This window comes from Hymenobacter sp. HSC-4F20, assembly GCF_019599275.1.
Lineage (GTDB): Bacteria > Bacteroidota > Bacteroidia > Cytophagales > Hymenobacteraceae > Hymenobacter.
Map to the genome: position 1 here is coordinate 698,799 of NZ_JAHZTD010000001.1, position 23,354 is coordinate 722,152.

Sequence of the window (23,354 nt, forward strand, 5' to 3'; positions counted from 1 at the left end):
ACCTACGAAAAAAAACGCGGTTCGTTCGGGTCAATCCTGGCCCGTTAGGCTCAGATGCTTGCCTACCTTTGTCTTGCGTTTTTGCTTACCCGCTAATTTTTTTCGCTTTATGACAACTTCCTTCGCCTTGGCCCTGCATGGCGGGGCCGGTACTATTTCGCCCCAGTCCATGACCCCGGAAAAGGAGCAGGCCTACCGCGAAGCCCTCGGCGAGGCCTTAGCTATCGGCTACGCCGTACTGCAGCGGGGTGGCTCGGCCCTCGACGCGGTGGAACTGGCCGTGCGTAGCCTTGAGGACTGTCCCTTGTTTAATGCCGGCCGCGGGGCCGTGTTTACCCACGAAGGCCACCACGAAATGGATGCCGCCCTCATGGATGGCCGCACTCGGGCGGCCGGGGCCGTTACGGGGGTGCGTACCGTGCAGAACCCTATCCGGGCGGCGCGCCTGGTGATGGAGAAAACGGAGCACGTGTTACTGGGCTACCCCGGCGCCGATGAGCTGGCCCGACAACACGGCCTGCCCACGCAGCCCGCTGAATACTTCTTCACCCAGCACCGCTACGAGCAGTTGCAGGAGGCGCTGGCCGAGGGCCGCATGCGCCTCGACCACAGCGAGGCCCTGACTACGGACGCGCCCCTGGCCGAGCCATCCGCCTTTCCCAACGAAGACCCTAAAAAGAAAATGGGCACCGTGGGCGCCGTGGCTCTTGACTTACACGGCAACCTGGCCGCCGCCACCAGCACCGGCGGCATGACCAACAAGCAGCACTCCCGCATCGGCGACTCGCCCATCATTGGGGCGGGCACTTTCGCCGACAACCGCACCTGTGCCATTAGCTGCACCGGGCACGGCGAGTTTTTTCTGCGCGCCGTGGTGGCCTACGACATCAGCTGCCTGATAGAGTACCGCGGCCTGAGCCTGGCCGAGGCGTGCCGTGTAGTCGTGCACGACAAGCTCGCGCCTATCGGCGGTGAAGGGGGCTTAGTGGCCGTGGACGCGGCAGGTAACGTAGCTCTGCCTTTCAACTCGGAAGGCATGTACCGTGCCTACCAGACCAGCGCCAACGCGGCGCCGTTCGTGGCTATCTACCAGTAGATGCTAGACATACTTCCTGCGCCTATATATATAAGGAGTAGGCCTCGGGACAAATACGCTTGCGTTTGCAAGGTAAAATGTTGATAAGCAGTGTAAAAGGAATTGGCAGCCGGTTAAAGGAGTTTTTTCCTGCCGGGCAGAAAAACAAGCTATGGTTACCCAGCATACAGGGGTAGCAAAAACACGAACGGCTTCCCCAGGGAAGCCGTTCGTGTATGCAGAGTTGCGGAACACCGCTAGAGGGCGGGAGCCGGCTCATTTGCGTCCTGGCCTGCGGTCAGGCGTACCGACTCGGCAGCTTGCTGGCGCAGCTTCAGGTCGGGGTAGAATTCGCGCTGGTCGATGTCGTAGAGGTTTCCTTTCACCAGCACATGCAGCAGCATGCTTTCAATAGAAATGGCCTCCCCCTTCCTGGCGGCGGGGGCATTGTTGTGCTCCAGCTTGTGGCCATCCATGATGATAACCAGGTTGGAGCCAATGGTTTCAATCTGGCTGCCTTCCGTGATAAGCACGCCCGTGTCCTCACCCAGGCCAATGCCAATCAGCTTGGGGTGCAGGGCCACGGCCTCAATCAGGCGGCCGAAGCGCCCCCGCTTCACGAAGTGTGAGTCGATAACTACGTTGTCGATAAAGCCCAGTCCCGTTCCCATCTTCACGGCTCCCTTCATGAGGGCGTCCGGCACACTGCCGCCTTTGATCATGGTTTTAGACATGGCCATGGCGCCGGCCGAGGTACCCGCAATAATGAAGTTAGGCTGGTTGTAGTAGCGCTCCTGCAGGGTGGCCAGAAATTCTGTACCCCCGAAAATATCCGTCAGGCGCGACTGGTTGCCCCCCGAGAACATCACAACGTCGGCCTGCTTTAGCCGCTCAACGTACTCGGGGCGGAGGGCATCCTCGGGCACCCGAATATCCATTATGCTCACGTTGTTGCAGTTGAGCATAGTGAATGAGGAGACATAGATGCGGGCTACTTCCTCCGGAATCATGGAGGCGGTAGTGATAACCTCAATGCGTGGGTCTTCCTTGCCGGATTCCAGTACTACCCGCTTGAGGATACCCAACTCGAAAAAGTTGAGGTAGTATTTCTTTTTGGTGCGCGGGTTAGGGTAAGTACCCTTGTCTTCATTGCCTCCAATGGCAATTAGCTTCCCGAGCGGTCTAGAGTTTTTCAATGCGGAAATCAGCTTAATCACACAACTAAGAAAGAACCCGCTTGTGCAAGCAAGGTTCAGGCCACCTCTGTCGGGCCACCAGCCGTAACAAAGCACGGCAGCTGCGGCGTTCCGGCCCCAGCTCATTTAGCGCCCGAAATAAGGGCTTGGCCGCCCAGCTCGGGCGGCGTTCTGGTCGAAGTGCGCCAGCTACTCGGTGGGGTTACCCAGTAGCGCGTCAAACGTGCTGGTGGCCACGGCGTGATAGTTGCCGCGCGCGGCGGCGTAAATAGCCCGGGCCCGGTCGGCGCCAGAGGGGGTAGCCAGCAGCGCCCGGTAGAGGGGCACGAGAAACTTGCGCCGCCCCACCCACGTCAGAAACTCCCGGAGCGGCTCTTCAGCGGGCGCGTACCCGGCCGCAATAGTTAAGGGAAACCAAGCGGCCAGTATTTCAGCATTCCCCGAATGAGTAAAGGCAAATGCCTCGTCCAGCTCCGTCAGTCGGGCGGCGGTTAGGCCCGGCGGTAGCCCGTGCAGGAAGTGTACCCACTCGTGGCTGGTCCAGCCTGTGGTTGTGAGGTTTGCGGCGGGCGTGCCGGCTTGCCACTGCGCCAGTGCCGCCTCTACCGCCTGAAAGCGGGCCGCCACCACAGGTGGAGCTACTGCCGGAATGCCCGGGCCATTAATCCAGGCGGCTAGCTGCAGGTGCTCTTCCAGGCCCGGGTGCTTGGCCAGCAACTCCTGCCGCAGATACTCTACGAAGGAAAGCGTGTCCATGCTGCGGAAGCTGTGCCGGGCAAAGTAATCTTTGATAAAGGTGTCTAGGGCCGGCCGGCCAACCAGGTGCTCCAGGGTGAGCAACAGGTAGTCACCTTTTTCGTAGGCAATTTCATTTAATCCCTCGTCGGGGTCCCGGCCGGCTAGGTTAAGGTGCAGGTGGGTGTCAGGACTGGTGGGCCCGAGTTCCTCGACGGTATGGAGTAGGGCAGTATGCCCTAGCACCTGGAGCATATCAGCGTAGGGCCGGCCATAGAGCTTCTCCATAATGCGGCGCTCGAAGTATACTGTGAAGCCTTCATTCAGCCAGAAGTCGTTCCAGGTGGCGTTGGTCACCAGGTTACCACTCCAGGAATGCGCCAGCTCGTGGGCCACCAGGCTGGTCAGGCTCCGGTCGCCGGCCAGAATGGTGGGGGTAACAAACGTAAGCCGCGGGTTTTCCATACCGCCAAACGGGAAGGAGGGCGGCAGCACCAGCAAGTCGTACCGCTCCCATCGGTAGGGGCCGTACAAGTCCTCAGCGGCTGTGACCATGTCTTCCAGATCGGCAAACTCCTCGGCTGCTTGGGGCAGGGTAGCAGGTTCGGCGTACACGCCGGTGCGGGCGCTAAGAGGGCGGAACTCCAGGTCACCCACGGCCAGGGCCATAAGGTAGGCTGGAATGGGCTGGCTCATACGGAAAGTATACGAGCCGTCGGGGGTGCGCTCCTGCGGGTTCTCGGCGCTCATTAGCGGGAGCAGGTGGGCGGGAACCTGCACCCGCGCTTCGTAGGTGAAGCGCACGCCGGGGGAGTCCTGGCAGGGGAGCCAAGTGCGGGCCAGGATGGCCTGCGACTGGGTGAAGAGGAAAGGCTGCTGGCGGCCGGCGGTTTGCGCGGGGGGTAGCCACTGCAAGGCGGCGGCGCCCGGCGCGGTACGGTAGCGAATGGTAACGGCAGCCGCATCGGGAGAGAGGACAATGTGCAGGGGCTGGCCCAGCACTGTATCATCGGGCCCAAACTCATAGGTAGTAGGGGTGCCGTCGGGGCCACCCAGCAGCACAGCGTCAATTGCCAATCCGCGGGTGTCCAGCACTAGCTCAGCGGCCGGAGCATGATGGGTAAGCTGCCAGGTAGCCGTTCCCGCGAGGGTACTGGAAGAGAAATCGACGATCAGGTCGAGGTCGAGGTGGTGCACGCTGACTTCCGCGGGACGGGCGTAGCTGTGTGGGTCCGGGGTGAAGGCAGGGGCGAGGGAAGGATGGTGCGACATGGTAGGGGTGAAGGGCTGCCGGAGCAGTAACAAGGATAAGGCAAAGGTAGCCAAAACAGGAGGCCGCCGCCGCCCGCCCCGGCCGCCGCCCGCCCCGGCCGCCGGCCGAGCGGTAAACAGCCCTGATTTGTCTGCGCTGGTCGAGCCGGGAGTCGGTGTAAATGCGCTAACTTGCCGCCGCAGGAGAAAACCCGGCGCTGACAACTCAGCCCTGCGGAATTCAGTACAACGTCGTGAATCAAAATTCCGCTAAAGTTGGCGCGAAATCTGATTCAGCTTTGTTACTTTTTCTCCTGACTACTGGCATGAACGAAACGCATCGTCCCTTTTTCTATACCGTTTGCTGCTGGCTGCTGGGCCTGCTGCTGCTCACGTCTACCGTGTCGTGCAGCCAGGACCAGAAGGCGCAGCTCAAGGAGGCCCTACCCGGCGGCCTGACCAAGGCGGGCGGCGCCCAGCCCACGCTCGACAGTGTATACATTGTAAAGTACATGTCGGCGGAACCAAAATTTAAGGACCAGATTGAGTGGGCCAAGAAATTCTACCGGGAGCGAGGCTTCCGGCTGGGGTGGTTCCGTAACCATGAGGTGGTGCCCCAGGCCAAAACCCTGCTGGCCGTTATTAACAAGGCGGCTGACGAAGGGCTGGATCCTAATGACTACAAAACCAAGGATTTCAATAAGCTTTTTGCGAGCTTAGAAGCAGCACAGTCGGACTCTACCAAGCGCAATGCGCTGGAAAAGGAAATTGATGTGGCTTTGTCGGGTACCTACTTTAACTATGCCTCCGACTTTTATCGGGGTACGGTAGACCCGCGCGCCGTGAAGGCTATTGACTGGAAGGTCAAGCGGAATAAGATCAAGCTGCACAAAGCCCTGATGACTATCCTCAAAGAGCGGGAGAGCATCTACGGCTATTATGATTTCGAGCCGCTTCACCCCGAGTATGACCGGCTGAAAAAGGCCTTAGCTGAGTACCGGGAAATTCAGCGCAACGGGGGGTGGCCTACTATCCCCGCTGGCACGCGCTTAGTGCCGGGCACCTCGTCGCCGGCCGTGACAGCTCTGAGCGCCCGGCTGCTGGGGCAGAATGCGGCTACGGCCGCTACGGCTACGCCCGCCGTGGCCGTGGCTAATAAGCCAGGTTCGGCAGTTCCCGCAACTACTGCATCAGCCCCTGCCTACACTCCCGAGCTGGTAGCCGCCGTGAAAGAGTTTCAGCAGCAGAACGGTCTCAAGGCCGATGGCGTCGTGGCTGGCGAGACCCTGCGTCTGCTCAATATTCCGGTTAATCAGCGCATCGACCAAATCATGCTGAACATGGAGCGCTGGCGCTGGATTCCTAAAAAGTTTGAACCCAGCTACCTGCTCGTAAACATTCCTGAGTACACGCTGCACGTAGTAGAAGAAGGCAAAGAAGCCTTCACCATGCCCGTAATTGTGGGCAAGACTCTGAACGCAACGCCGGTCTTCAGCGACAAAATGGAGTTCGTCGTACTAGCCCCTTACTGGAACGTACCCTACAGCATCATTGATAAAGAGCTTCGCAATAAGCTGGCCGCCGACCCTCACGGTACCCTTGACCGGCTGGACATGGAAGTTGTGAAAGGGTGGGGCGCTAAAGCTACCCCCGTTGATCCTTCCAGCATTAACTGGAGCAACCTAACGGAGAAGACGTGGAAGTATACCTTACGCCGGCGGCCGGGACCCAAGAATGACCTGGGCGACGTAAAGTTTATCTTTCCCAACTCTCAAGATATTTACCTCCACGATACCCCTCACGACGAACTGTTCAGCCAAACCAAGCGTGGCTTCAGCCACGGGTGCGTGCGGGTAGCAGAGCCCATCAAGCTGGCCGAATATCTGCTTCGTAATAAGCCCGGCTGGGACCGGACTGCCATCATGGACACGATTGCAGGGCGGCGGGAGAAATATGTAACCCTACCTGAAAAGCTACCAGTATACTTGGTTTACTTTACTACGTGGGTAGACGAGGCCGGCAAGGTTCATTTCCGCGACGATATCTACGGGCACGACAAGGCCCTGGCCAAAGAGTACTTCGATTAGAGCCCTGGCCGTAGGCAGCGGACAGTGTATGTAGGGCTGTAATCGCAACGCATTTATTTTGCTTACTACGTATAGCGGGCTTGCCCAAGTCCTACCCCGGCCGCCGGGAATATAGGCAGTGTACGTCGCAGAAAAAGCCAGTAGGGCAGCCTCCAATGGAGAGCTGCCCTACTGGCTTTTTGTGACTATAGGTTCGAGAATGTTGAGCTATTGAGCATAAGCTTGTAGCCGGGACCAACCAGTACCTGTAGCTACAAAATATAAGCTCTGGTAGTAGGCCTACCCCCGAAGCGGAAGGGCAGGCTACTGCAACGGGCTATTCTTACAGACAGGCTGTATCCGCTTTCCAGGATCTACTACGATGGCTATGGCAAAGCCGAGAAACTTTCTGGTAGTACTTCAGCTGCAATAGAGAAGCAAAAGGGGCAAGCAAGAGTTTACTAATGTAATAACATATGTAATCACTGCCTAGGCATAGGTTATTTATGTAAACAAAGGTGGCAAATGGGTATTCGTTGTTTAAGTATGTAAACAATAGGCTCGCTCGTAGGAGGAGCTGTGGGAAGCTGCTACATTTGTAACCATACAAAAGGTTTGGAATGATTGAGCAACGTATTCGGGAGCTACTGGCTGCGCGGCAGCTTAGCCCTACGCAGTTTGCGGACACGATAGGGGTTTCGCGGCCCATTGTGAGCCACATACTGAGCGGACGCAATAAGCCAAGCTTGGAGGTAGTGCAGAAAATTATCGGGGCCTTTCCGGAGCTGTCGTTGTCTTGGTTACTAAGCGGAAGCGGACAGATGCTAGACTTACCGCCTCTACAAGCGTCAGAAACAGCCACTGTACGGCCACTGCGGGGTCACCGTGAGGGCAACTCTACTCCCAAAGCAGCGAAAGCTCTGGAGGCACCTAAAGCTGCGCCTTCCCCCGCCTCTTCGGAGCCAGTGCAAGCCACTCAAGCTCTTTCTACTGTTCCGGAGCCTCCGGCTCATGCCACTGCGACAGAAGCGCTACCGGTTAGTGCCCCTTTACTGGCATCGCCACCTGAAGCCCAAGCTGCTGCCTTTGCTACCGCTGGCAAGCGTATTCGGCGTATCGTTATTTTCTACCAAGACGGCACCTTCTCCGACTTTCAGCCTGAATAGACTCAGCTTATTGTTTTCTTTGCTGAAGGTGCAGCCGTGCCAGGAGCAGCATACTGTGTATGCCCAGTAGATGCAATTTGTCAGCATAGGTAAGTGAAATGCTGCGGCCCGCTAAAAAGCAGTAGTAAAGGTGCTTGATAACTGTCGTGTTTGTCCAGGGCCTCAACCGAGTTAAACACTATGGTTGTCTGTGCTAATTAAGTTGCTTATAAACGTTTTACATTATATAAATGATGTTGTTTATCAGTAGTTTACGATGAATCATATAAATGATTAAGTTAGGTATGTGATTTTGGCTTACGGTGCAGAAGTTATGGAGATAATCATATATTCTTCTGTGGGCGTTTGGCTGCCGATTAAACTATAAAAAGCGGGTTGATATGCTAAATTTCTTGCCTCTTGATATGATCTGCAAAGTTCAATTTATGTGCCCTGCCAGCAGGCTAATTCATTTAGTGAAGTGGAGGCCACACAGATAGTCCAAGAGGTAGGTTGCTTCAGCTTCCCACGAAAACCAGACAGAGCAGTAATAAACCAGACTCGTTCGTTAGGAGTACAAACAGCAGAAAGCTAGTCGCGGCATATTTTACAGTTGTAAATACATTTGTAATCCTTATGCTAGCTACCACACACAGGAAGCCCACTCGGCATATACAAACTGAACGTGCATATCCTGTCACCGGCTAGTCTACTCTTCACAACGTGCCTCTGTTCTTAGAAAACCCCCGCAGCCAGAATAGGCAGTGAGGTAGATGACAACCTGCTTGGCCATCTTCGGGGCGGTGCTTACCTTTGGGGTATGAAAAAATTCCGTCTGCCTTTCCTGTTCGCCGCCTGCGCCTCGTTGTTCCTCTCGTCCTGCTCGCAAGCTCCTGATGCGGAAAAAGATCCGAATGCGGATGCTGCCTATAAGCGTAGTCACCGCACAGAGCAGTACCGGGAAGCGCAACGCAGCAACGTTAACTACTAGCCTTAGCTGGTAGATACAGAGCGTGGAGCCCGGATGCCAACTGCTCCGGTAGTACTGAGTCGCTATATAAGAGAAGAAGCCCCGTCGACTATGTCAGCGGGGCTTTCTGCGTGCCAAAAATACCAGGAGATTATACGGCGGAAGTTGTAGCAGCCTCAGTCGGTAGCAAGGTAGGTAGCTGAATCTCGGCCAGCACCTTATGTTCCAGCAGTGCGGCCCATGTGCGCAGGTAGAGAACCACGTCATCCCGTTGATTATGTCGCATACTATTGCGCCTTTCAAATGGAATAGCGGCCAGAACAGCCGGGGCGGAAAGCCGCTCCAGGTGGGCCAGCTCGGAGCGAGTGAAGCCCAGGGTCAGCATCTCATCAATGGTAGCGTCAATAGGCAGCCCACTGGTCGGACAATAATCCTGTAGTTGCCGCTCCCAATCGCCGTACCGTTGCATGGCCCGGGCGTGAATTTCGCCTTTGGTTAGCTTGGTAACGGTTTGGGCTAGGTGGCCGCAGTTACAGCTGCCCATGTGCCCCCATTGATAAGGAGCCTGGGCTGCGAGGCGTTGCGCTGTCTCGCGCAGGGCCTGAATGATGTGGAAGGGGGCATGAGCCATAGCAAGCAAGCAAAAAGTACGTCTGGGCAAGAACAGCGAAGCATCCAGCTAAGTAAATGTTCTGCTCAGGATTTTGTTTGCTTATTAAAGACGTAAAAAACCACTCTTCTGCTTTCTCCGCCTTTAGCGGCGAGAGTAGAAGAGTGGCTGCAACGTATGCCTAACCCACGTGGAGTGAACCAGGCCAGTGGCGCGGGAAGTTACCGGTTACCCCCGCTGGCACCGCGGGACCGACGACGCTGCCCACTTCGCCCGCCGCCGCTCCCCTCAGCGCGGGGACTGGCTGGGGCGTGGTTGCCACGGACATTCTGACCAGCGGATCGGTCACCGCGGCTGTGGGGGCGGCTGTTGCCTTCAGCGCGGGCTTGACTGGTTACCTGCGGGTCCCGGCCGGGCCGCGGAGGACGACCGGCCGGTCCTTTGGGCCGTTTGATGGCCGGCCCGCCGGAAAGCGGCACAGGCGCCACCTCGGCGGAGAAGTACGGGTGGTCTTGCACAACAGGAATCTGACGGCGAATCAGCTTTTGAATATCCTGGAGATAGGCGCGCTCTTCATCCTCACAGAACGAAAGAGCCATCCCATCCGCGCCGGCCCGTCCGGTGCGGCCAATGCGGTGCACATAGGTTTCCGGCTCGTTCGGAATTTCGTAGTTGATAACGTGCGTGAGTTCATCGACGTCGATGCCGCGGGCGGCAATGTCGGTTGCCACCAATACGCGGGTAGTGCCGGCCTTGAAGTTGCTGAGGGCTCGTTGCCGGTGGTTCTGCGACTTGTTACCGTGGATGGCCTCGGCCGGGATTTCTGCCTTGGCCAAGGTTCGCACAACTTTGTCGGCTCCGTGCTTGGTGCGGGTGAACACCAGCACGCGTCGAATAGTGGGGTCCTGCAACACGTGTTCCAGCAGAGCGGGCTTGTGCGCTTTGTCCACCATGTACACCGCTTGCGTTACCGTTTCGGCAGTGCTCGACACCGGTGTGACGGCCACCTTCACCGGATTCGGGCGCAGAATGCTGTTGGCCAGTTCCTGAATCTGACCGGGCATCGTAGCCGAGAAAAATAAGGTTTGGCGGCGAGCGGGGAGCTTAGGCAGAATACGCTTGATATCGTGGATAAAGCCCATGTCCAGCATCCGGTCGGCCTCATCCAGCACGAAAATATCCAGGGTGCGCAGGTCAATAAAACCCTGGTTCATCAAGTCGATCAGGCGACCGGGTGTGGCAATGAGTACTTCCACGCCGCGCTTCAGGGCCTGCACCTGGGGGTGCTGCCCCACACCGCCGAAAATAACTGTGGAGCGGAGCTTGGGCAGGTGCCGGCCATATGCGGCAAAGCTTTCCCCGATCTGAATAGCTAGTTCCCGGGTAGGAGTAAGCACGAGGCAGCGGATCCGGCCTGGGGCATGACGCTCTACCTGCGCCGTCTGGTGCAAGATTTGCAGGATGGGTACGGTAAACGCGGCCGTTTTGCCGGTGCCGGTCTGGGCGATACCTAGTAAATCGTGGCCCTCTAGCACCTGCGGAATGGCCTGTTGCTGAATGGGGGTGGGGGTAGTGTAGCCTTCCTCGCGCAATGCGCGCAGGATGGGGTCAATCAGGTTTAGTTCGTCGAACGACATCAAAGGGAAAAAAGCGGCTGCACAGCGGCAGCGGAAATGGCACGGGACATACTGAGCCCGCAAAGGTCGGGTTTTTATGCGGATGCGCGCACCGGCTGTAAAATGGCGACGGCCAGTAGTAACTGCAGAAAAAGCGCGCAGAAGAATACCGTAATTTTTGTATAACACTCAGTCTGGGCAAAACCGTTTACTTTCCTCCCACATACTCTAGTCTTTTCCTTTTCTTATGCGCATCACCAATCGGAAAATTGCCTACGACGGGCACTACAAACTCAGTGTCCTGCAGGTGGCAGATGGCGCTGACTTGCTCACGCGGGAGCGGTTTGAGCCCGGTACTGCCGTGGCCGCCCTCGTATACAACACCCAGGAACGGCACTACATCCTTGCCCGTCAGTACCGGATAGGGCCCGAAAAAGAGCTGGTAGAGCTGGCCGCCGGCATGGTTGACGGGGACGAGGAGCCCCCGGCTGCTATTCGCCGGGAGATTCTCGAAGAACTAGGGTACGAGGTTGATTACCTGGAGCAGATTGCCCGGGTGCTACCCTCGCCGGGTACCAGCGCGGAGGCCATTACCATTTTCTACGCCGAAGTAAGTCGTCAGACGGGGCGGGGTGGCGGCCTAGCTGAGGAAAATGAAAAAATCGAGCCGGTCTTCTACCGCCCGGAGGAGTTAGCGCAGGCTGCCTTTGAAGACGCTAAAACAGTGGTAGCCGTGCAGTGGGCGCAATTGCGCCAAGGACGCTAGCTGTTGAGTAACCAAATGGTAAAGCCCCGGTTCTGGTTGAAGAGTCGGCGCTTTACCATTTGGTCAAGAGTGCTGGAACCTACTGAACTTTAATAATATACTCGAAGTTCTGCTTGGTTTTAGCGTCGTTGATAGTCAGGAAGACATCCTGAGGGACGTCGGTTTTGGTGAATGGCACAGTTCGCTTGCTCATGTACAAGTCACGGTTCCAGAACCGGCCTTGGCCCGCCGGCAGCTCCGGCAGGCTCAGGACTTCTTTACCCTCCTTGGTTTTGGCGACCAGGCTGAGGTAGGCCGGGTCGGCGTTTTGAGCCCCGCGCCGGTACATAGTTACTGTAAGCAGCCCTCCAGCAGGCAACTGCTGAAAGCGGCGCTGGTAGGTAGTATCGGCCCAGTTATTCATCCGCTTCAGTTCAGTAATTTCGGTGAGCAGTTCCGCGTAGGGGCGGTAAGCTACGCGCGTAACGCAGGCATCTACTTCCGCATCCTCGTCCGTGTTCTTGGTAACGTTAAGTACGTAAGGGCTTTCTTCGTCCTTTTTAGGGAAAGCATATTTCTTGCGGGGCTTGCCGGGCATGTACTGGGCCGAGGCAGCCAGCGTCGTGAGCAGCAAAGCGGAGAGGAGGAAAAATTTCTTCATATAAGCAGAGCAAAGCAGATAAGGTGAGAGGCCGGATTTCGACAAGGCAAAGATAGATAATCAGGCGGGGCCCCCACGAATTGTTTCGGCCAGCGTAGCGGCACTGCCGGTAGATGCCGGGCTTAGGGGGAGGAAGCCTGCAGCCGGTGTGCTGGTTTAAGCAAGGGAGGCCCCGGCTGGCAGAGGAAGCTTGCGCAGGGAGAAAAGCTGAGCAGCGTAGTTATTGCCAACGCGAGGCGGTGTGCTCCCAGCCAAAAAGCAGCGGCAGCCGGAACGTATGAAGTATTAGCCCAAGACCCTGCCTAGGGTGACAAACGCTTGATGCTCTTGGTTTAAAACAAATGTTAAAACAACTTATTACCCAAATGTAAAGTACTCGTGTGGGGTTGTATTTGCCTGTGCGCTTTTCTCTTCCGATGAAATCTAGGTGAGGCTGCTAGTAGGGACGAAGTGCGCGATATAGCTTGCCAAGCTTACCATCTGTATTGAAAAAACCTTCCTACGTGCAGGCAGGAGGAAGTGCTAAGCTAAAGCAGTCAGTGTGGGCCAGGGGCAGAAAAGACCGGGCCGGGAAGGGCCGCCTGGGGCCAACGGGAACCGACAAACCGGTACCTTGCGCTGGCTCGTCTGCGGTAGCGAGCCGTGTTCTATCCGTGCTACCCACTATTCGGTATGCTCCTTACCATTTCTACTACCCACCAGCCCGCGACCGACCTGGGCTACTTGCTACATAAGAACCCGGCTCGCTTGCAAACCGTAGCGGTGGCCGCCGGGCAGGCTCATATCTTCTACCCCGAGGCTACGGCGGAGCGCTGCACCGTGGCCTTGCTGCTCGACATAGATCCAGTAGCTCTGGTACGCAGCCACCGTGGCCCCGCCGGCGAGGGTTTTGCGCTAGAGCAGTACGTAAACGACCGCCCCTACGTAGCATCATCTTTCTTCAGCGTCGCGCTCGGCAAAGCCTTTAACACGGCCCTGAACGGCACGTGCAAGGAACGGCCTGACTTGCCTGAGCAGCGGCTACCCCTTGCCGCTACTGTAGCCGTAATGCCGGCCGCCAGTGCCGAGCAACTGCGGCGCCTCTTCGAGCCTTTGGGCTACGAGGTGGAAGTTGAAGCACATCCGCTGGATCCTACGGTGCCCGAGTGGGGCAACAGCCGCTACTTCACGTTGCGTCTGCAACACCCCGCTGTACGCCTGCAGGAGCTGCTGAGTCACCTCTACGTGCTTATTCCGGTGCTAGACCGCGGCGACAAGCACTATTGGGTTGCCCAAGCGGAAGCAGAGAAGTTACTGCGCCGTGGCGCTGCCTGGTTGCCCCAGCACCCCGAGCGGGAGTTTATTACCCGCCGCTATCTGCGGTTTGCTGAGTATGTAAACCCTACCCTGGAGCGGTTGTTGGCCGCAGAGCAGGCCGCTACGGATGACGTAGCAGCAGATGCGCGGGAAGAAATTGCCCTTGCTGAAACTGCGGCTATCTTGACTTCTGGCGGCAGCGTGGTGCCGGCAGCAGAAAAACAGAATCTGCACGATCTGCGCCTGGACCGCGTGGCCGAGGAACTTCGTCGGCTGGGGGCCCAGCGGGTACTGGACTTAGGCTGCGGGGAAGGGAAGCTGGTGCGGCGGCTGCTGAAGCTCCCGCAGGTAGAGCACATTCTGGCCCTGGATGTATCGTGGCGGGAGCTGGAGCGGGCTCAACAACGCCTGAATATCGCTGAAATGCCCCCGCGCCAGCGCGAGCGCCTAACCCTTACCCAAGGCTCCTTGCTCTACCACGACCCGCGCCTAGCCGGCTACGATGCGGCCGCCGTAGTCGAAGTAATTGAGCACTTGGACGAAAGCCGGTTGGCCGCCTTCGAGCAGGTCGTGTTTGCCCGGGCCCGGCCCGGCGCCGTGCTGGTTACTACCCCCAATGCGGAGTATAACCAGCGCTACGAAGCCTTATCAGCCGGAGAGTTTCGCCACGAAGACCACCGTTTCGAGTGGACGCAGGCCCAGTTTGCCGAGTGGGCTGCGGGCGTAGCCGAACGGAATGGGTACCGCGTGCGCATTGAGCCTTTAGGACCCGAAGTAGCAGAACATGGCGCTCCTTCGCAGCTGGCAGTATTCGAACGGTAAGATCAGTAGGATAATGCCAGGTTTTAGCTAGTAGAATACGGTTAGGATAGAGGTTGGCAGCCCCGGCTTTTTTACTTTTAAAGTCCGTTTCCTCTGCTTACTATCTTGCTTATGAAGGTTCTGCTGACGCTGGCACTGGCATTCTGCTGGCTGACGCTCTGCGCCCAGGGCTCCGCGGCCCTACGGCCCTACCCTGATACCGCAGCGCAGTACCACTTGGCCTACCCTAGCGGCTGGCAGCTGCTGCCCGGCCGGCCCCCCGCAGAAATTACATTCGTTGCTGGTCAACACCCGGGGCGGGCGGAGGTAACGCTTACGCAGCGCTCCTTATCAGATAAAGAAAAAAACCTGGGTAGCCTACTTACCCAAGAGCAGGCGGATTCGGTGTGGCGGGCCCTGCTGCGCCTGCCCCAGGTACAGGTGGTGCGGGTGTGGCAGCACCGGCCGGGTAACTACGAGGAGGTGCGCTACGCGTACACGTATGCTCCCGCACCCGCGCCGGCAGTACGCAGCCGGGTAGTGGGCCGCCGCCTCTGGTATCGGGGTATGGTGTTCCAAGTAGAATACCGCGCCCCTGTCAATCAGGATGCCCGCTACCTACCGGAAGGGGAAAAACTGCTGGAATCCTTTCAGTTTACCGATAGCACCCTCCGCCCGGCTGTCCTCCCGCAGTGCGATAATAAAATGTACGGCATTGCTGCCCTGCGCTTCACGAACGATACCTGGGAGGACGACTGCCGGACTATCCACGAGTTCTCGGTGCGTGACCCCGCCGCCCGCCCCAAGGTGCACTGGCGGGTACTGCCGTTCCAGTCCTATGCCCTGGCCAAGGGCTTTGATAATTGCCTGTATTCGGTAACCAAGGCCCCCACCAACGCCCCGGAGCGGGTGTACCGCTACAACCCGGCCACGGGGCAGGGGAGCTACACTACCTGGCAGCTTCCCCCGCAAGGCTCCGAAAATGTCTGGATTTCGGCCGCCACCGACGAACGGGGCCACTTGTACTTCATGACCTCTGACGCGGGCAAGCTGGTAGCCCTCAACCCGGCCGACGGTACTACTACCACGCTCTGGGCTACCGACCCCCTGCGCAAGGCTCCTTTTTATGCTACTATCGGCTTTGCAGGGGCCGGTTCTCACGGCAATTTCTGCCTGGATGACGCCCGTACGCTCTACCAGGTCTACAGTACTGATGGCTCCCTGATGCGCGTTAACCTGACGACTCAGCAACCCGCGCCGGTCCTGACGACCTTCACCGGGCTGCCTGAGCGGGGCGGCTACAGCGACCTGCTATTGCAAACCGATGAGCAGGGCCGGCGCTGGCTGTATATGGCCGGCCCGAAAGCCCTGTACCGGGTAGATATGAGTCGGGGTAAGGCAGAGATGGTGCGCCGGGGCATTTACACCGACCTAGCCGGCTGCAACCTATTCCGGTCGGCGCCTTCGAAGACGAAGCCCGTGCCGGCGGCGGCTCCGTCGCCTCTGCCTGCCACTGGCACCTGGCGCGGGCGGGTGCTGGATGCGGCTACGCTACAGCCTTTGCCCCAGGCCCGGCTGCGCCTCGGACCCGCCGCCGCCGAAACAACGGTGCCGCTCACGGCGGAGGGAGCCTTCTCGTTTCTGGTAGAGCCTGGCCATTCCGTCGCGGCGCACGTGCAACTGGCCGGCTACCTGCCGCTGGATAGTGTCTACAGCACCTTGCCCGGTCCCTATGGGCAGGATATTTTGCTCCACCCCCTGGCCGTGGGCACCACGTTGCAGCTGGAGAAGGTGCGCTTTGAGCAGGGCAGTGCCCGGCTTTTGTCCTCCTCGTATCCGGCCTTGCGCAAGCTGCTCAAGCTGCTGCTGGAAACGCCCAGTCTCACCATCGAGCTACGCGGCCACACCGACAACGTGGGCGACCCGGCGAAAAACGTGCAACTCAGCGAGCGGCGCGTGGCCACCGTGAAGTCCTACCTCGTGCGCCACGGCGTAGCGCAAGCCCGCATTACCGGCCTGGGCCTGGGTGGCACCGAGCCCCGGGCCTCCAACGAGCGGGAAGCCACCCGCCAGCTTAACCGCCGCGTAGAATTTCGGGTGATGGGAATTTAAGAAACTCGTTTAGCCTTCCAGCTTACCAAGGCGGTAGCGCATTTCCTTCCGGATACCTTTTTTGCCGATTTCGGCAAACTGCCGCATGGTCTGGATGGCCTCGGGGGTGCCAATATCGTGCAGCGCCCAGCTGAACCACTTGGCAATGACGCGTCGCTTGGAGCCGGTGTAAGCCAGGTAATCGAAATTGGTTTCCAGGGCGGTGCGCAGAACGGGTACGCTACGCGGATTGCCGAGCAGTTGCAAGGAGCGGACGATATACTGGTGCTGATAGTGGTGCGGAACCAGTACAAGTTGGTGTAAGAGGTCCAACAGCTGTGCGTGGTCGTCAAATATCCACAGTAGCCTTATGGACCTGTCTAATTCATTGGGGGCTAATTTGGCAATAGCCGAGCTGATTTCGTCCTCAACGTATTCTTTGGTAAGGTAAACGTCCGGCGGCCAGCTTGCCAGCAGCGCGTCTTCAGTAATGGTTCCGAGTTCGTATGCCGTTAATAGTTGCTTTATTCGGGCGTCCATTGATAAATACGGGCAGATATATCACTTCAGGCTTCGTCAAATATAGCCGCATTTAGCTTTTACACTCTTTATGCCTGTTACCTCCCTCAAGCTCCCCGAACTTTCCCTGGTGCTGCTCATTGGCACTTCGGGGGCGGGGAAGAGTACGTTCGCCCGCCGCTTGTTTCAGGCCACCGAAATTGTGTCGTCGGACCAGTGCCGAGCCTTGGTGGCCGATGATGAAAATGACCAGTCAGCCACGCCCGAGGCCTTTGCCTTGCTGCACTACCTGGTAGGCCTGCGCCTGAAGCGCGGCCTCCTGACGGTGGTAGATGCCACCAACGTGCAGCCCGAGGCCCGCAAAACCCTCGTGCAGCTGGCCCGCGACTACCACGTGCTACCCACCGCCATCATCCTCGACGTGCCCGACCGCGTAGCCGAGGACCGCAACCAAGCTCGCGCTGAGCGCCGGCATCTGGGCCGCCACGTGGTGCCCCAACAGCGCCAGCAGCTGCGCCGCAGCCTCAAAACGCTAAAGCAGGAAGGCTTCCGCCACCTCTACCACTTGCACGGCCCCGAGAAAATTGACGCGGTGCAAACCATCGTGCGCGACCCGCTCTACAGCAACCGCAAGCAGGACCCCGGGCCCTTCGACATTATCGGCGACGTGCACGGCTGCTACCAGGAGCTGGTGCAGCTCCTCACCAAGCTGGGCTACACCCTGCAAACCGAGCCCGCGCAGGATGCCCGCGACCTGGGCGTGCGCGTAACGGCCCCCGCCGGCCGCCGGGCCCTGTTCCTCGGCGACCTGGTGGACCGCGGCCCGGCCTCGCCCCAGGTGCTGCGGCTGGTGATGAGCATGGTGCAGGGCGGCCAGGCCCTGTGCGTGCCCGGCAACCACGACATCAAGCTGCTGCGCTACCTGAATGGCAAGCAGGTGAACGAGCAGCACGGCTTTGCCGAAACGGTAGCCCAGCTGGCGACCGAGTCGGATACGTTCAAGAGCCAGGTGCGGCAGTTTCTGGATGGGCTGGTGAGCCACTACGTGCTCGATGGGGGCAGGCTGGTGGTGGCCCACGCCGGCATGCGCGAGGAAATGCAGGGTAGGGGCTCGGGCGCCGTGCGCGCCTTCGCGCTGTTTGGCGAAACCACCGGTGAAATCGACGAGTTTGGCTTGCCCGTGCGCTACAACTGGGCCTCGGAATACCGCGGCCGGGCCATGGTGGTGTACGGCCATACGCCCGTGCCCGAGCCCGAATGGCTCAATAACACCATCGACCTTGATACGGGCTGCGTATTCGGGGGCCGCCTCACGGCTTTGCGCTACCCCGAGCGGGAGCTGGTAGCCGTGCCCGCCGCCCAGGTATACTGCGAGCCGGTGCGCCCCCTGCGCCCGGCCCAAGCAGCCCAGGACGCGGCCCAGCTTAGCGCCCAGCAGCAGCACGACGACCTATTGGACATTCGCGACGTGACCGGCAAGCAACTCATCAAAACGCGCCTGCTGCCTTCGGTAACCATTCGGGAGGAAAACGCCGCGGCCGCGCTGGAGGTAATGAGTCGGTTTGCTCTTAACCCCAAGTGGCTGCTCTACCTGCCGCCCACCATGAGCCCCTCGGAAACCAGCGCCCTACCGGATTTGCTGGAGCACCCGGCCGAAGCCTTCGACTACTTCCGCCGCCAGGGCCAGGAGCGGGTGGTGTGCGAGGAAAAGCACATGGGCAGCCGCGTGGTGGTAGTGCTGGCCCGCAGTGAGGATGCGGCGCGCCGCCGCTTCGGGGTGGTAGGCGAGGGGCCGGGCAAGTGCTACACCCGCACGGGCCGCAACTTTTTCACCGATGCCTCTTTGGAAGCGGCCTTTCTCACCCGCCTGCAGGAGGCCCTGACCACCGCCGGGTTCTGGGAGCGGTTCCAGACCGACTGGCTCTGCCTGGATGCGGAACTGCTGCCCTGGTCGGCCAAGGCCCAGGAGCTGATCAAGAGCCAGTACGCGGCCGTTGCGGCGGCGGCCACTGCCGCCCTGCCCGAAGCCGTAGCCGTGCTGAGCCAGGCCACTTCCCGGGGCCTGGATGGGGTAGAGGCCCTGCTGGCCCGTACTACGGCCCGCCAAAGCGCCGCCGAGCACTACGCCGAAGCCTACCGCCGCTACTGCTGGCCCGTGGAAACACTCGCCGACCTGCGTCTGGCACCTTTCCACTTGCTCGCCACCGAAGGCCACACGTACTTCAACAAGGACCACGCCTGGCACATGGAAACCCTGCGCAGCATCTGCCTCACCGACGAGGCCCTGCTCCGGGCTACCCCCTACCGCGTGGTAAACCTCCAGGACCCCGCCGACGTGGAAGCCGCCACTCAGTGGTGGACCGACCTCACCGCAGCCGGTGGTGAAGGAATGGTCGTCAAGCCCTACGACTTCATTCCCGGGGGCCGCCAGCACGTGGTGCAACCGGCCCTCAAGTGCCGTGGCCGCGAGTATCTGCGCATCATCTACGGCCCTGACTACCTGCTACCCGGCAACCTGGAGCGCCTGCGCGAGCGGGCCGTGAAAAGCAAGCGTAACCTGGCCCTGCGCGAGTTTGCCCTCGGCGTGGAAGGCCTGGAGCGCTTCGTGGCCGGGGCCCCGCTGCGGGAAGTGCACCAGTGCGTATTTGGCGTGCTGGCCCTGGAAAGTGAGGCCGTGGACCCGCGGTTGTAGCATCATGCTGGAACCTGTGCAGCCCATGGCAGAGGAGTTTTCTTTACCTCGCCGATTGCTGCGCCCTCGTAACCTGAGCGGCGTTCTGGCGCGGGCGTGGCTGCTGTGCCTGCTGCTGAGTTTGCTGGAATGGCTCACACCGCTGGCCTTCAGCAACCGCGGTATGAGCAGTGGGCTGCACTGCGGCATCTGGCTGCTTTCGCCCTTTGTGGCGCAGCGGCGACCCGAGCTGAAGTGGCTGCCCCGGGTGCTTTGGGGTAGTGTGCTGCTGTCCTTGCCGCTGTGCCTGCTGTTGTGCCTATGGCCGTATGGCTTCGGCATCATTCCCTTGTCGTACCAATATCACTTTTTCTTCGGCACCAACGACAGCAATGCTACCTGGAAAACCGAATACATCTACGCCCGCCGCAGCGGGGCCGTCGTGGCGCTTCAGCGCTGTCAATACTGGAGTTTACAGGGAGTAGACGCCGAGCGCAGCCGTACCGTCAGAATTCGGCCTCTCACGCCCCTGATGAACTGGATAACGCCCGCCGAAGAGGAGCATCCTGCGGGCTGGACGATGGTTGATAAGAATGCGGTTTATTTCGGCCCCGATTCGGCCCAGTACTACCGTGCCGACGCTCTGAAAGCAGGACAGCAGCGCTGCTGGCAGGAGCAGCAGCGCCTTGATAACACCGCCGGGCCCGCCCCACGACTTGAGCTGCCTGCTGCCACCCAACGCGGCGTGGGTACCCTGGGCTTTGAGCTAGCCGGTAAAGTATGGCGCAATTTCGGCCACTGCTTCGATGGAAAAGTGTGTGCCGACTATTGCCCCGCTCGGGTCTCGTGCGTGCTTGAAAATGGTGACCCCGCCAACCCGAGCTACTCGTTTCGAATCATGACGGAGCTGCGCGCAGGCCCGGCCAGGCGCCAGCGGCTATCCATCTGGCTTAACCACGTGACGGGCCCGGGCGTGTACGAGGCTAACTCACCCACTGATGCACGAAATGATTACAACCTGGAGCTGTACGATGAAGTCACCGACAGCGTGTATAGTCAAGCCAGTGCCTTAGGCAACAGTGAGCAATGGGCGGGCCCCACTGCCCAGTTCAGCCAAGTGCCCAACGTCGCCCGCGTGACCATCACCCGGTTGGATGCCGACGCGCAGGTTCTTTCCGGCACGTTCGAAGGGCAACTGCGCACCACCAACCCGCGAGCCAAGCCACTGCCGGTTCGTAAGGGCCGATTCGATGTGCATTACCACCTGTTTCGGTAGCTTGGCTGTGGCGTGATGCAGGGTAAGCTTGCCCTTTATTCACCATGGGGTCACTACCACCTGATTATCCAGTCCCTTTTACTTCTTTCGTGTATGAAACAGCTTCACTTTCTGATTTTTACAATTCTCTTAAGCGTTGGGCTAGGTAGAGAAAATGCAGCGGCTACTGCTCTGCCGGCGCGGCCCGCCTACCTGGAGCTTAAAGTATACCACCTCAAAACCAGCCGGCAGGAGGCCCTGATAGACAGTTTCCTGCAGCACCAGTACATGCCCGTACTGCGCGCCGCCGGAATTACTACCATTGGCGTGTTTAAACCCATTGGGAACGATACGGCCGCCGACAGAAGAATCTATGTCCTGACTCCGTACAAGTCCTGGAAGCAGTGGGAGAAAGTGAGCCAGGAAACCACCACGAAACTGCTGTCTGCTGGGGGCGCCTACGTGAATGCGGCCCACACGGCCCCGGCGTATAGCCGCCTGGAGACGGTGTTTATCAAGCCCTTTGAGCAAATGGCGAGCCTAACCGCCCCGGCGCTCGGCGCGCCCAAGGCCGAGCGGGTGTATGAGCTACGGAGCTACGAAGGAGCCAGCGAGAAGATATTCCGCAACAAAGTGCAGATGTTTAATGCCGGCGGAGAAATCAAGCTGTTCGCCCGGCTGGGCTTCAATGCCATTTTCTACGGGGAAGTGCTCTTCGGCGCGAAAATGCCGAACCTGCTATACATGACCTCTTTCGCCAATATGCAGGCCCGGGAAGCGCACTGGAAAGCCTTCGGCAACGACCAGGAGTGGAAGAAACTGTCCAGCCTGCCCGAGTACCAGAACAACGTCTCCCACATCGACATCCTGTTTTTGCACCCGACGGAGTATTCGGAGCTTTGAGTGGGGTAGGGCTCTGACACTATGGAGGGCTAGAAGTATTTTTCCAACTGCTCCCAGATGTGTTCCGGAATGCCTTCGATGTAGGTGACGTCGCTGTGCGGCTGAGTGCCGGGCACGGCTTGTTCCATTTCCGCTGGTAGTGGGGCTTTCAAGGGGAGCTCCTGGTAAGTACGTGTCCAGTCGTGGCCATTGTGGCCGGGGAAACCGTCGTGCTTCGGGTCGAAGCCTACGGGGCCGGCCGTGTAGAAGCCAGCCAGGTAGTTGGCTTCGAGGTCGTGAATAAATTCCCATGTGCGACCCTCGTACCTAGCGTGCTGGCTGGCTTCTTCGGCGGTAGCGTACTGTTTGTAGTATCGGGCACCGGCCATCCAGTAGATCATCAGGGCCGTAGCCCGCTCCGTGCGCGGATTGTCAAGTAGCCAGCGGAGCACGTCCTTTGCATTATCGTAGCTCCACTCATGGGCCAGTACGTGCCACTCCGTTGTGGGTACTGATTCCAGCCACTCAACCAGCAGCTTGAATTCCAATGCATCGAGTTCCTCCTCGTCGAGGTAGTCTTCTTCTGGTTCTTCTTCGATCATAGCTCGGTTTAGTGAGGGAGGATAGGCGAGGCTTTCAGCCACTCATTATAGTTGGTAGCGCGTTAGCATAAAGCCATTACTTCTGCTTCCGGGCAGCCTTGAGCCATTTCAGCGCGGCCGCCACCTTGGCATCCTGACGGAAGTCCGTGAAATTGTCGCCGCCGGGGATGAGTACGTCGGGCGCGACGTTGGGGCGGTACACAACTTTGTTGCGGTCGGTTTCCTGGGTGCCGGCAATGGTGAGGTAGGCCGTGCCGCTGATCTGGTAGCTCTCGTTGGCGGTAGTAGCGCCGTACGTTGGCTCGCCGAAGAAACGGGTATTGGGGCGCCCCTTCAGGCTGATGGCCACGATTTCGCCGGAGCTGGCCGTTAGGCCACTCAGCAGCACGGCCACGGGTTGGTTGGTGCGCCTGACGGGGCAGCGGTTTTGCAGGGTAGTTATCCGCATGGTATCCAGGTAGAAGTTGCCCTGCTTGAGATACCACTGCTGGTCGGGCTTGCCGTCCTTGTCTACAAAGCCACCCAGGTACCCGTCGCCGATGATGGGAGCAATGCCAGCCAGCATGGGGGCCATGGCGCCGCCGTCGTTCAGGCGCAAGTCGATGATCCAGGCTTTGGCTTTGTCGGGGTTGATGCGGCAGAGCGAATCCTGCACTACGTTGGCCGCGTCGCGCATGGCCTGCAGGCTACCGCCGGCGTTAATGCCCGGCAACTGCACGTAGCCGATGCGGCCGGGCAGCATTTTCACCAGTACGCCCGGCTTCTTGGCCAGGGCTTCCTTCACAGCCGCGTTGGCATAGGGCGTGCGGGCCGGATTGCGCCATTTGTAGGTTTTGCCCTTGTAGGTCAGCCAGCCGTGGTCATCCTGCAGCTGCTCAAACACATAGGGGTACACCGGCAGCAGCTCCCGCACCGACTGCGCCCCCTGAACTTTCTGGTACACCGCCTGCCGCAGCTGGGGCCAGTTCACCGAGCCCCGCTCCAGCGAGTAGGTTTCCAGCAGCGTCAGGCTCTTATCGAGAAAGGTTTGAACGGAATCGGGGAGGGGGGTGGCGGTTGTTTGGCAGTGAGCCGCCTGGGTAGCCGCCAGTAGCAACACGAGTAATCCTGATTTCTTCATGCAGGCCAGATGCGGATGGCGTAGGAAAGGTTGTTTAGGAAAGACTT

The 23,354-nt window shown here is 59.2% G+C and carries 18 protein-coding genes; 10 read left to right on the forward strand and 8 right to left on the reverse strand.

What is annotated here, in order from left to right; translation table 11 throughout:
- Positions 1 to 109: 109 nt before the first annotated feature.
- On the forward strand, positions 110 to 1,096 hold the full coding sequence (locus K3G63_RS02930) for an isoaspartyl peptidase/L-asparaginase family protein (RefSeq protein ID WP_220612589.1): 987 nt from the start codon (positions 110 to 112) through the stop codon (positions 1,094 to 1,096).
- 236 nt (positions 1,097 to 1,332) lie between these two features.
- Here K3G63_RS02930 and K3G63_RS02935 read toward each other — a convergent pair whose 3' ends face one another.
- Together K3G63_RS02935 and K3G63_RS02940 are read right to left on the reverse strand one after the other, a co-directional pair.
- On the reverse strand, positions 1,333 to 2,271 hold the full coding sequence (locus K3G63_RS02935) for a cyanophycinase (protein WP_220612590.1): 939 nt from the start codon (positions 2,269 to 2,271) through the stop codon (positions 1,333 to 1,335).
- Positions 2,272 to 2,460: 189 nt separating this feature from the next.
- Positions 2,461 to 4,278 carry a M1 family metallopeptidase gene (locus tag K3G63_RS02940; RefSeq protein WP_220612591.1) on the reverse strand — a complete coding sequence of 606 codons (1,818 nt, stop codon included), beginning with the start codon at positions 4,276 to 4,278 and terminating at the stop codon, positions 2,461 to 2,463.
- A 305-nt stretch (positions 4,279 to 4,583) separates the two neighbouring features.
- Between K3G63_RS02940 and K3G63_RS02945 the strand changes: the two genes are divergently transcribed.
- From K3G63_RS02945 to K3G63_RS02955, 3 genes are all read left to right on the forward strand, one after another.
- Positions 4,584 to 6,344 carry a murein L,D-transpeptidase gene (locus K3G63_RS02945; protein ID WP_220612592.1) on the forward strand — a complete coding sequence of 587 codons (1,761 nt, stop codon included), beginning with the start codon at positions 4,584 to 4,586 and terminating at the stop codon, positions 6,342 to 6,344.
- Positions 6,345 to 6,943: 599 nt separating this feature from the next.
- The gene (locus K3G63_RS23140) at positions 6,944 to 7,489 is read left to right on the forward strand and encodes a helix-turn-helix transcriptional regulator (protein ID WP_220612593.1); all 546 of its coding nucleotides are present in this window, start codon (positions 6,944 to 6,946) and stop codon (positions 7,487 to 7,489) included.
- A gap of 799 nt (positions 7,490 to 8,288) precedes the next feature.
- Positions 8,289 to 8,459 carry a hypothetical protein gene (locus K3G63_RS02955; RefSeq protein WP_220612594.1) on the forward strand — a complete coding sequence of 57 codons (171 nt, stop codon included), beginning with the start codon at positions 8,289 to 8,291 and terminating at the stop codon, positions 8,457 to 8,459.
- Between the two features lie 130 nt (positions 8,460 to 8,589).
- Here K3G63_RS02955 and K3G63_RS02960 read toward each other — a convergent pair whose 3' ends face one another.
- Both K3G63_RS02960 and K3G63_RS02965 read right to left on the reverse strand, forming a co-directional pair.
- Positions 8,590 to 9,069, reverse strand: a complete 480-nt coding sequence (locus K3G63_RS02960) for a hypothetical protein (protein WP_220612595.1) — start codon at positions 9,067 to 9,069, stop codon at positions 8,590 to 8,592.
- 200 nt (positions 9,070 to 9,269) lie between these two features.
- Positions 9,270 to 10,685, reverse strand: a complete 1,416-nt coding sequence (locus K3G63_RS02965) for a DEAD/DEAH box helicase (protein ID WP_220612596.1) — start codon at positions 10,683 to 10,685, stop codon at positions 9,270 to 9,272.
- A gap of 226 nt (positions 10,686 to 10,911) precedes the next feature.
- Between K3G63_RS02965 and K3G63_RS02970 the strand changes: the two genes are divergently transcribed.
- Complete coding sequence (locus tag K3G63_RS02970; RefSeq protein WP_220612597.1) at positions 10,912 to 11,430, forward strand: NUDIX hydrolase; 519 nt, start codon at positions 10,912 to 10,914, stop codon at positions 11,428 to 11,430.
- Between the two features lie 79 nt (positions 11,431 to 11,509).
- On the opposite strand, the gene K3G63_RS02975 is transcribed toward K3G63_RS02970, so the two are convergent.
- Positions 11,510 to 12,070, reverse strand: coding sequence for a hypothetical protein (locus K3G63_RS02975; protein WP_220612598.1), 561 nt, complete (start codon positions 12,068 to 12,070; stop codon positions 11,510 to 11,512).
- 672 nt (positions 12,071 to 12,742) lie between these two features.
- On the opposite strand from K3G63_RS02975, the gene K3G63_RS02980 reads away from it, so the two are divergent.
- Positions 12,743 to 14,188 (forward strand): 3' terminal RNA ribose 2'-O-methyltransferase Hen1, encoded by a 1,446-nt coding sequence (locus K3G63_RS02980; RefSeq protein ID WP_220612599.1) that lies wholly within the window; start codon positions 12,743 to 12,745, stop codon positions 14,186 to 14,188.
- 111 nt (positions 14,189 to 14,299) lie between these two features.
- On the forward strand, positions 14,300 to 16,279 hold the full coding sequence (locus K3G63_RS02985) for an OmpA family protein (RefSeq protein ID WP_220612600.1): 1,980 nt from the start codon (positions 14,300 to 14,302) through the stop codon (positions 16,277 to 16,279).
- 9 nt (positions 16,280 to 16,288) lie between these two features.
- On the opposite strand, the gene K3G63_RS02990 is transcribed toward K3G63_RS02985, so the two are convergent.
- Complete coding sequence (locus tag K3G63_RS02990) at positions 16,289 to 16,591, reverse strand: hypothetical protein (protein ID WP_220612601.1); 303 nt, start codon at positions 16,589 to 16,591, stop codon at positions 16,289 to 16,291.
- Between the two features lie 277 nt (positions 16,592 to 16,868).
- On the opposite strand from K3G63_RS02990, the gene K3G63_RS02995 reads away from it, so the two are divergent.
- The 3 genes from K3G63_RS02995 (at position 16,869) to K3G63_RS03005 (ending at position 21,606) form a co-directional block, all read left to right on the forward strand.
- Positions 16,869 to 19,469 (forward strand): polynucleotide kinase-phosphatase, encoded by a 2,601-nt coding sequence (locus tag K3G63_RS02995; RefSeq protein ID WP_220612602.1) that lies wholly within the window; start codon positions 16,869 to 16,871, stop codon positions 19,467 to 19,469.
- A gap of 55 nt (positions 19,470 to 19,524) precedes the next feature.
- On the forward strand, positions 19,525 to 20,724 hold the full coding sequence (locus K3G63_RS03000; protein WP_220612603.1) for a hypothetical protein: 1,200 nt from the start codon (positions 19,525 to 19,527) through the stop codon (positions 20,722 to 20,724).
- Between the two features lie 93 nt (positions 20,725 to 20,817).
- Complete coding sequence (locus K3G63_RS03005) at positions 20,818 to 21,606, forward strand: NIPSNAP family protein (RefSeq protein ID WP_220612604.1); 789 nt, start codon at positions 20,818 to 20,820, stop codon at positions 21,604 to 21,606.
- 29 nt (positions 21,607 to 21,635) lie between these two features.
- On the opposite strand, the gene K3G63_RS03010 is transcribed toward K3G63_RS03005, so the two are convergent.
- Together K3G63_RS03010 and K3G63_RS03015 are read right to left on the reverse strand one after the other, a co-directional pair.
- On the reverse strand, positions 21,636 to 22,187 hold the full coding sequence (locus K3G63_RS03010) for a DUF4274 domain-containing protein (protein WP_220612605.1): 552 nt from the start codon (positions 22,185 to 22,187) through the stop codon (positions 21,636 to 21,638).
- Positions 22,188 to 22,263: 76 nt separating this feature from the next.
- Positions 22,264 to 23,307 carry a S41 family peptidase gene (locus K3G63_RS03015; RefSeq protein ID WP_220612606.1) on the reverse strand — a complete coding sequence of 348 codons (1,044 nt, stop codon included), beginning with the start codon at positions 23,305 to 23,307 and terminating at the stop codon, positions 22,264 to 22,266.
- Positions 23,308 to 23,354: the final 47 nt, after the last annotated feature.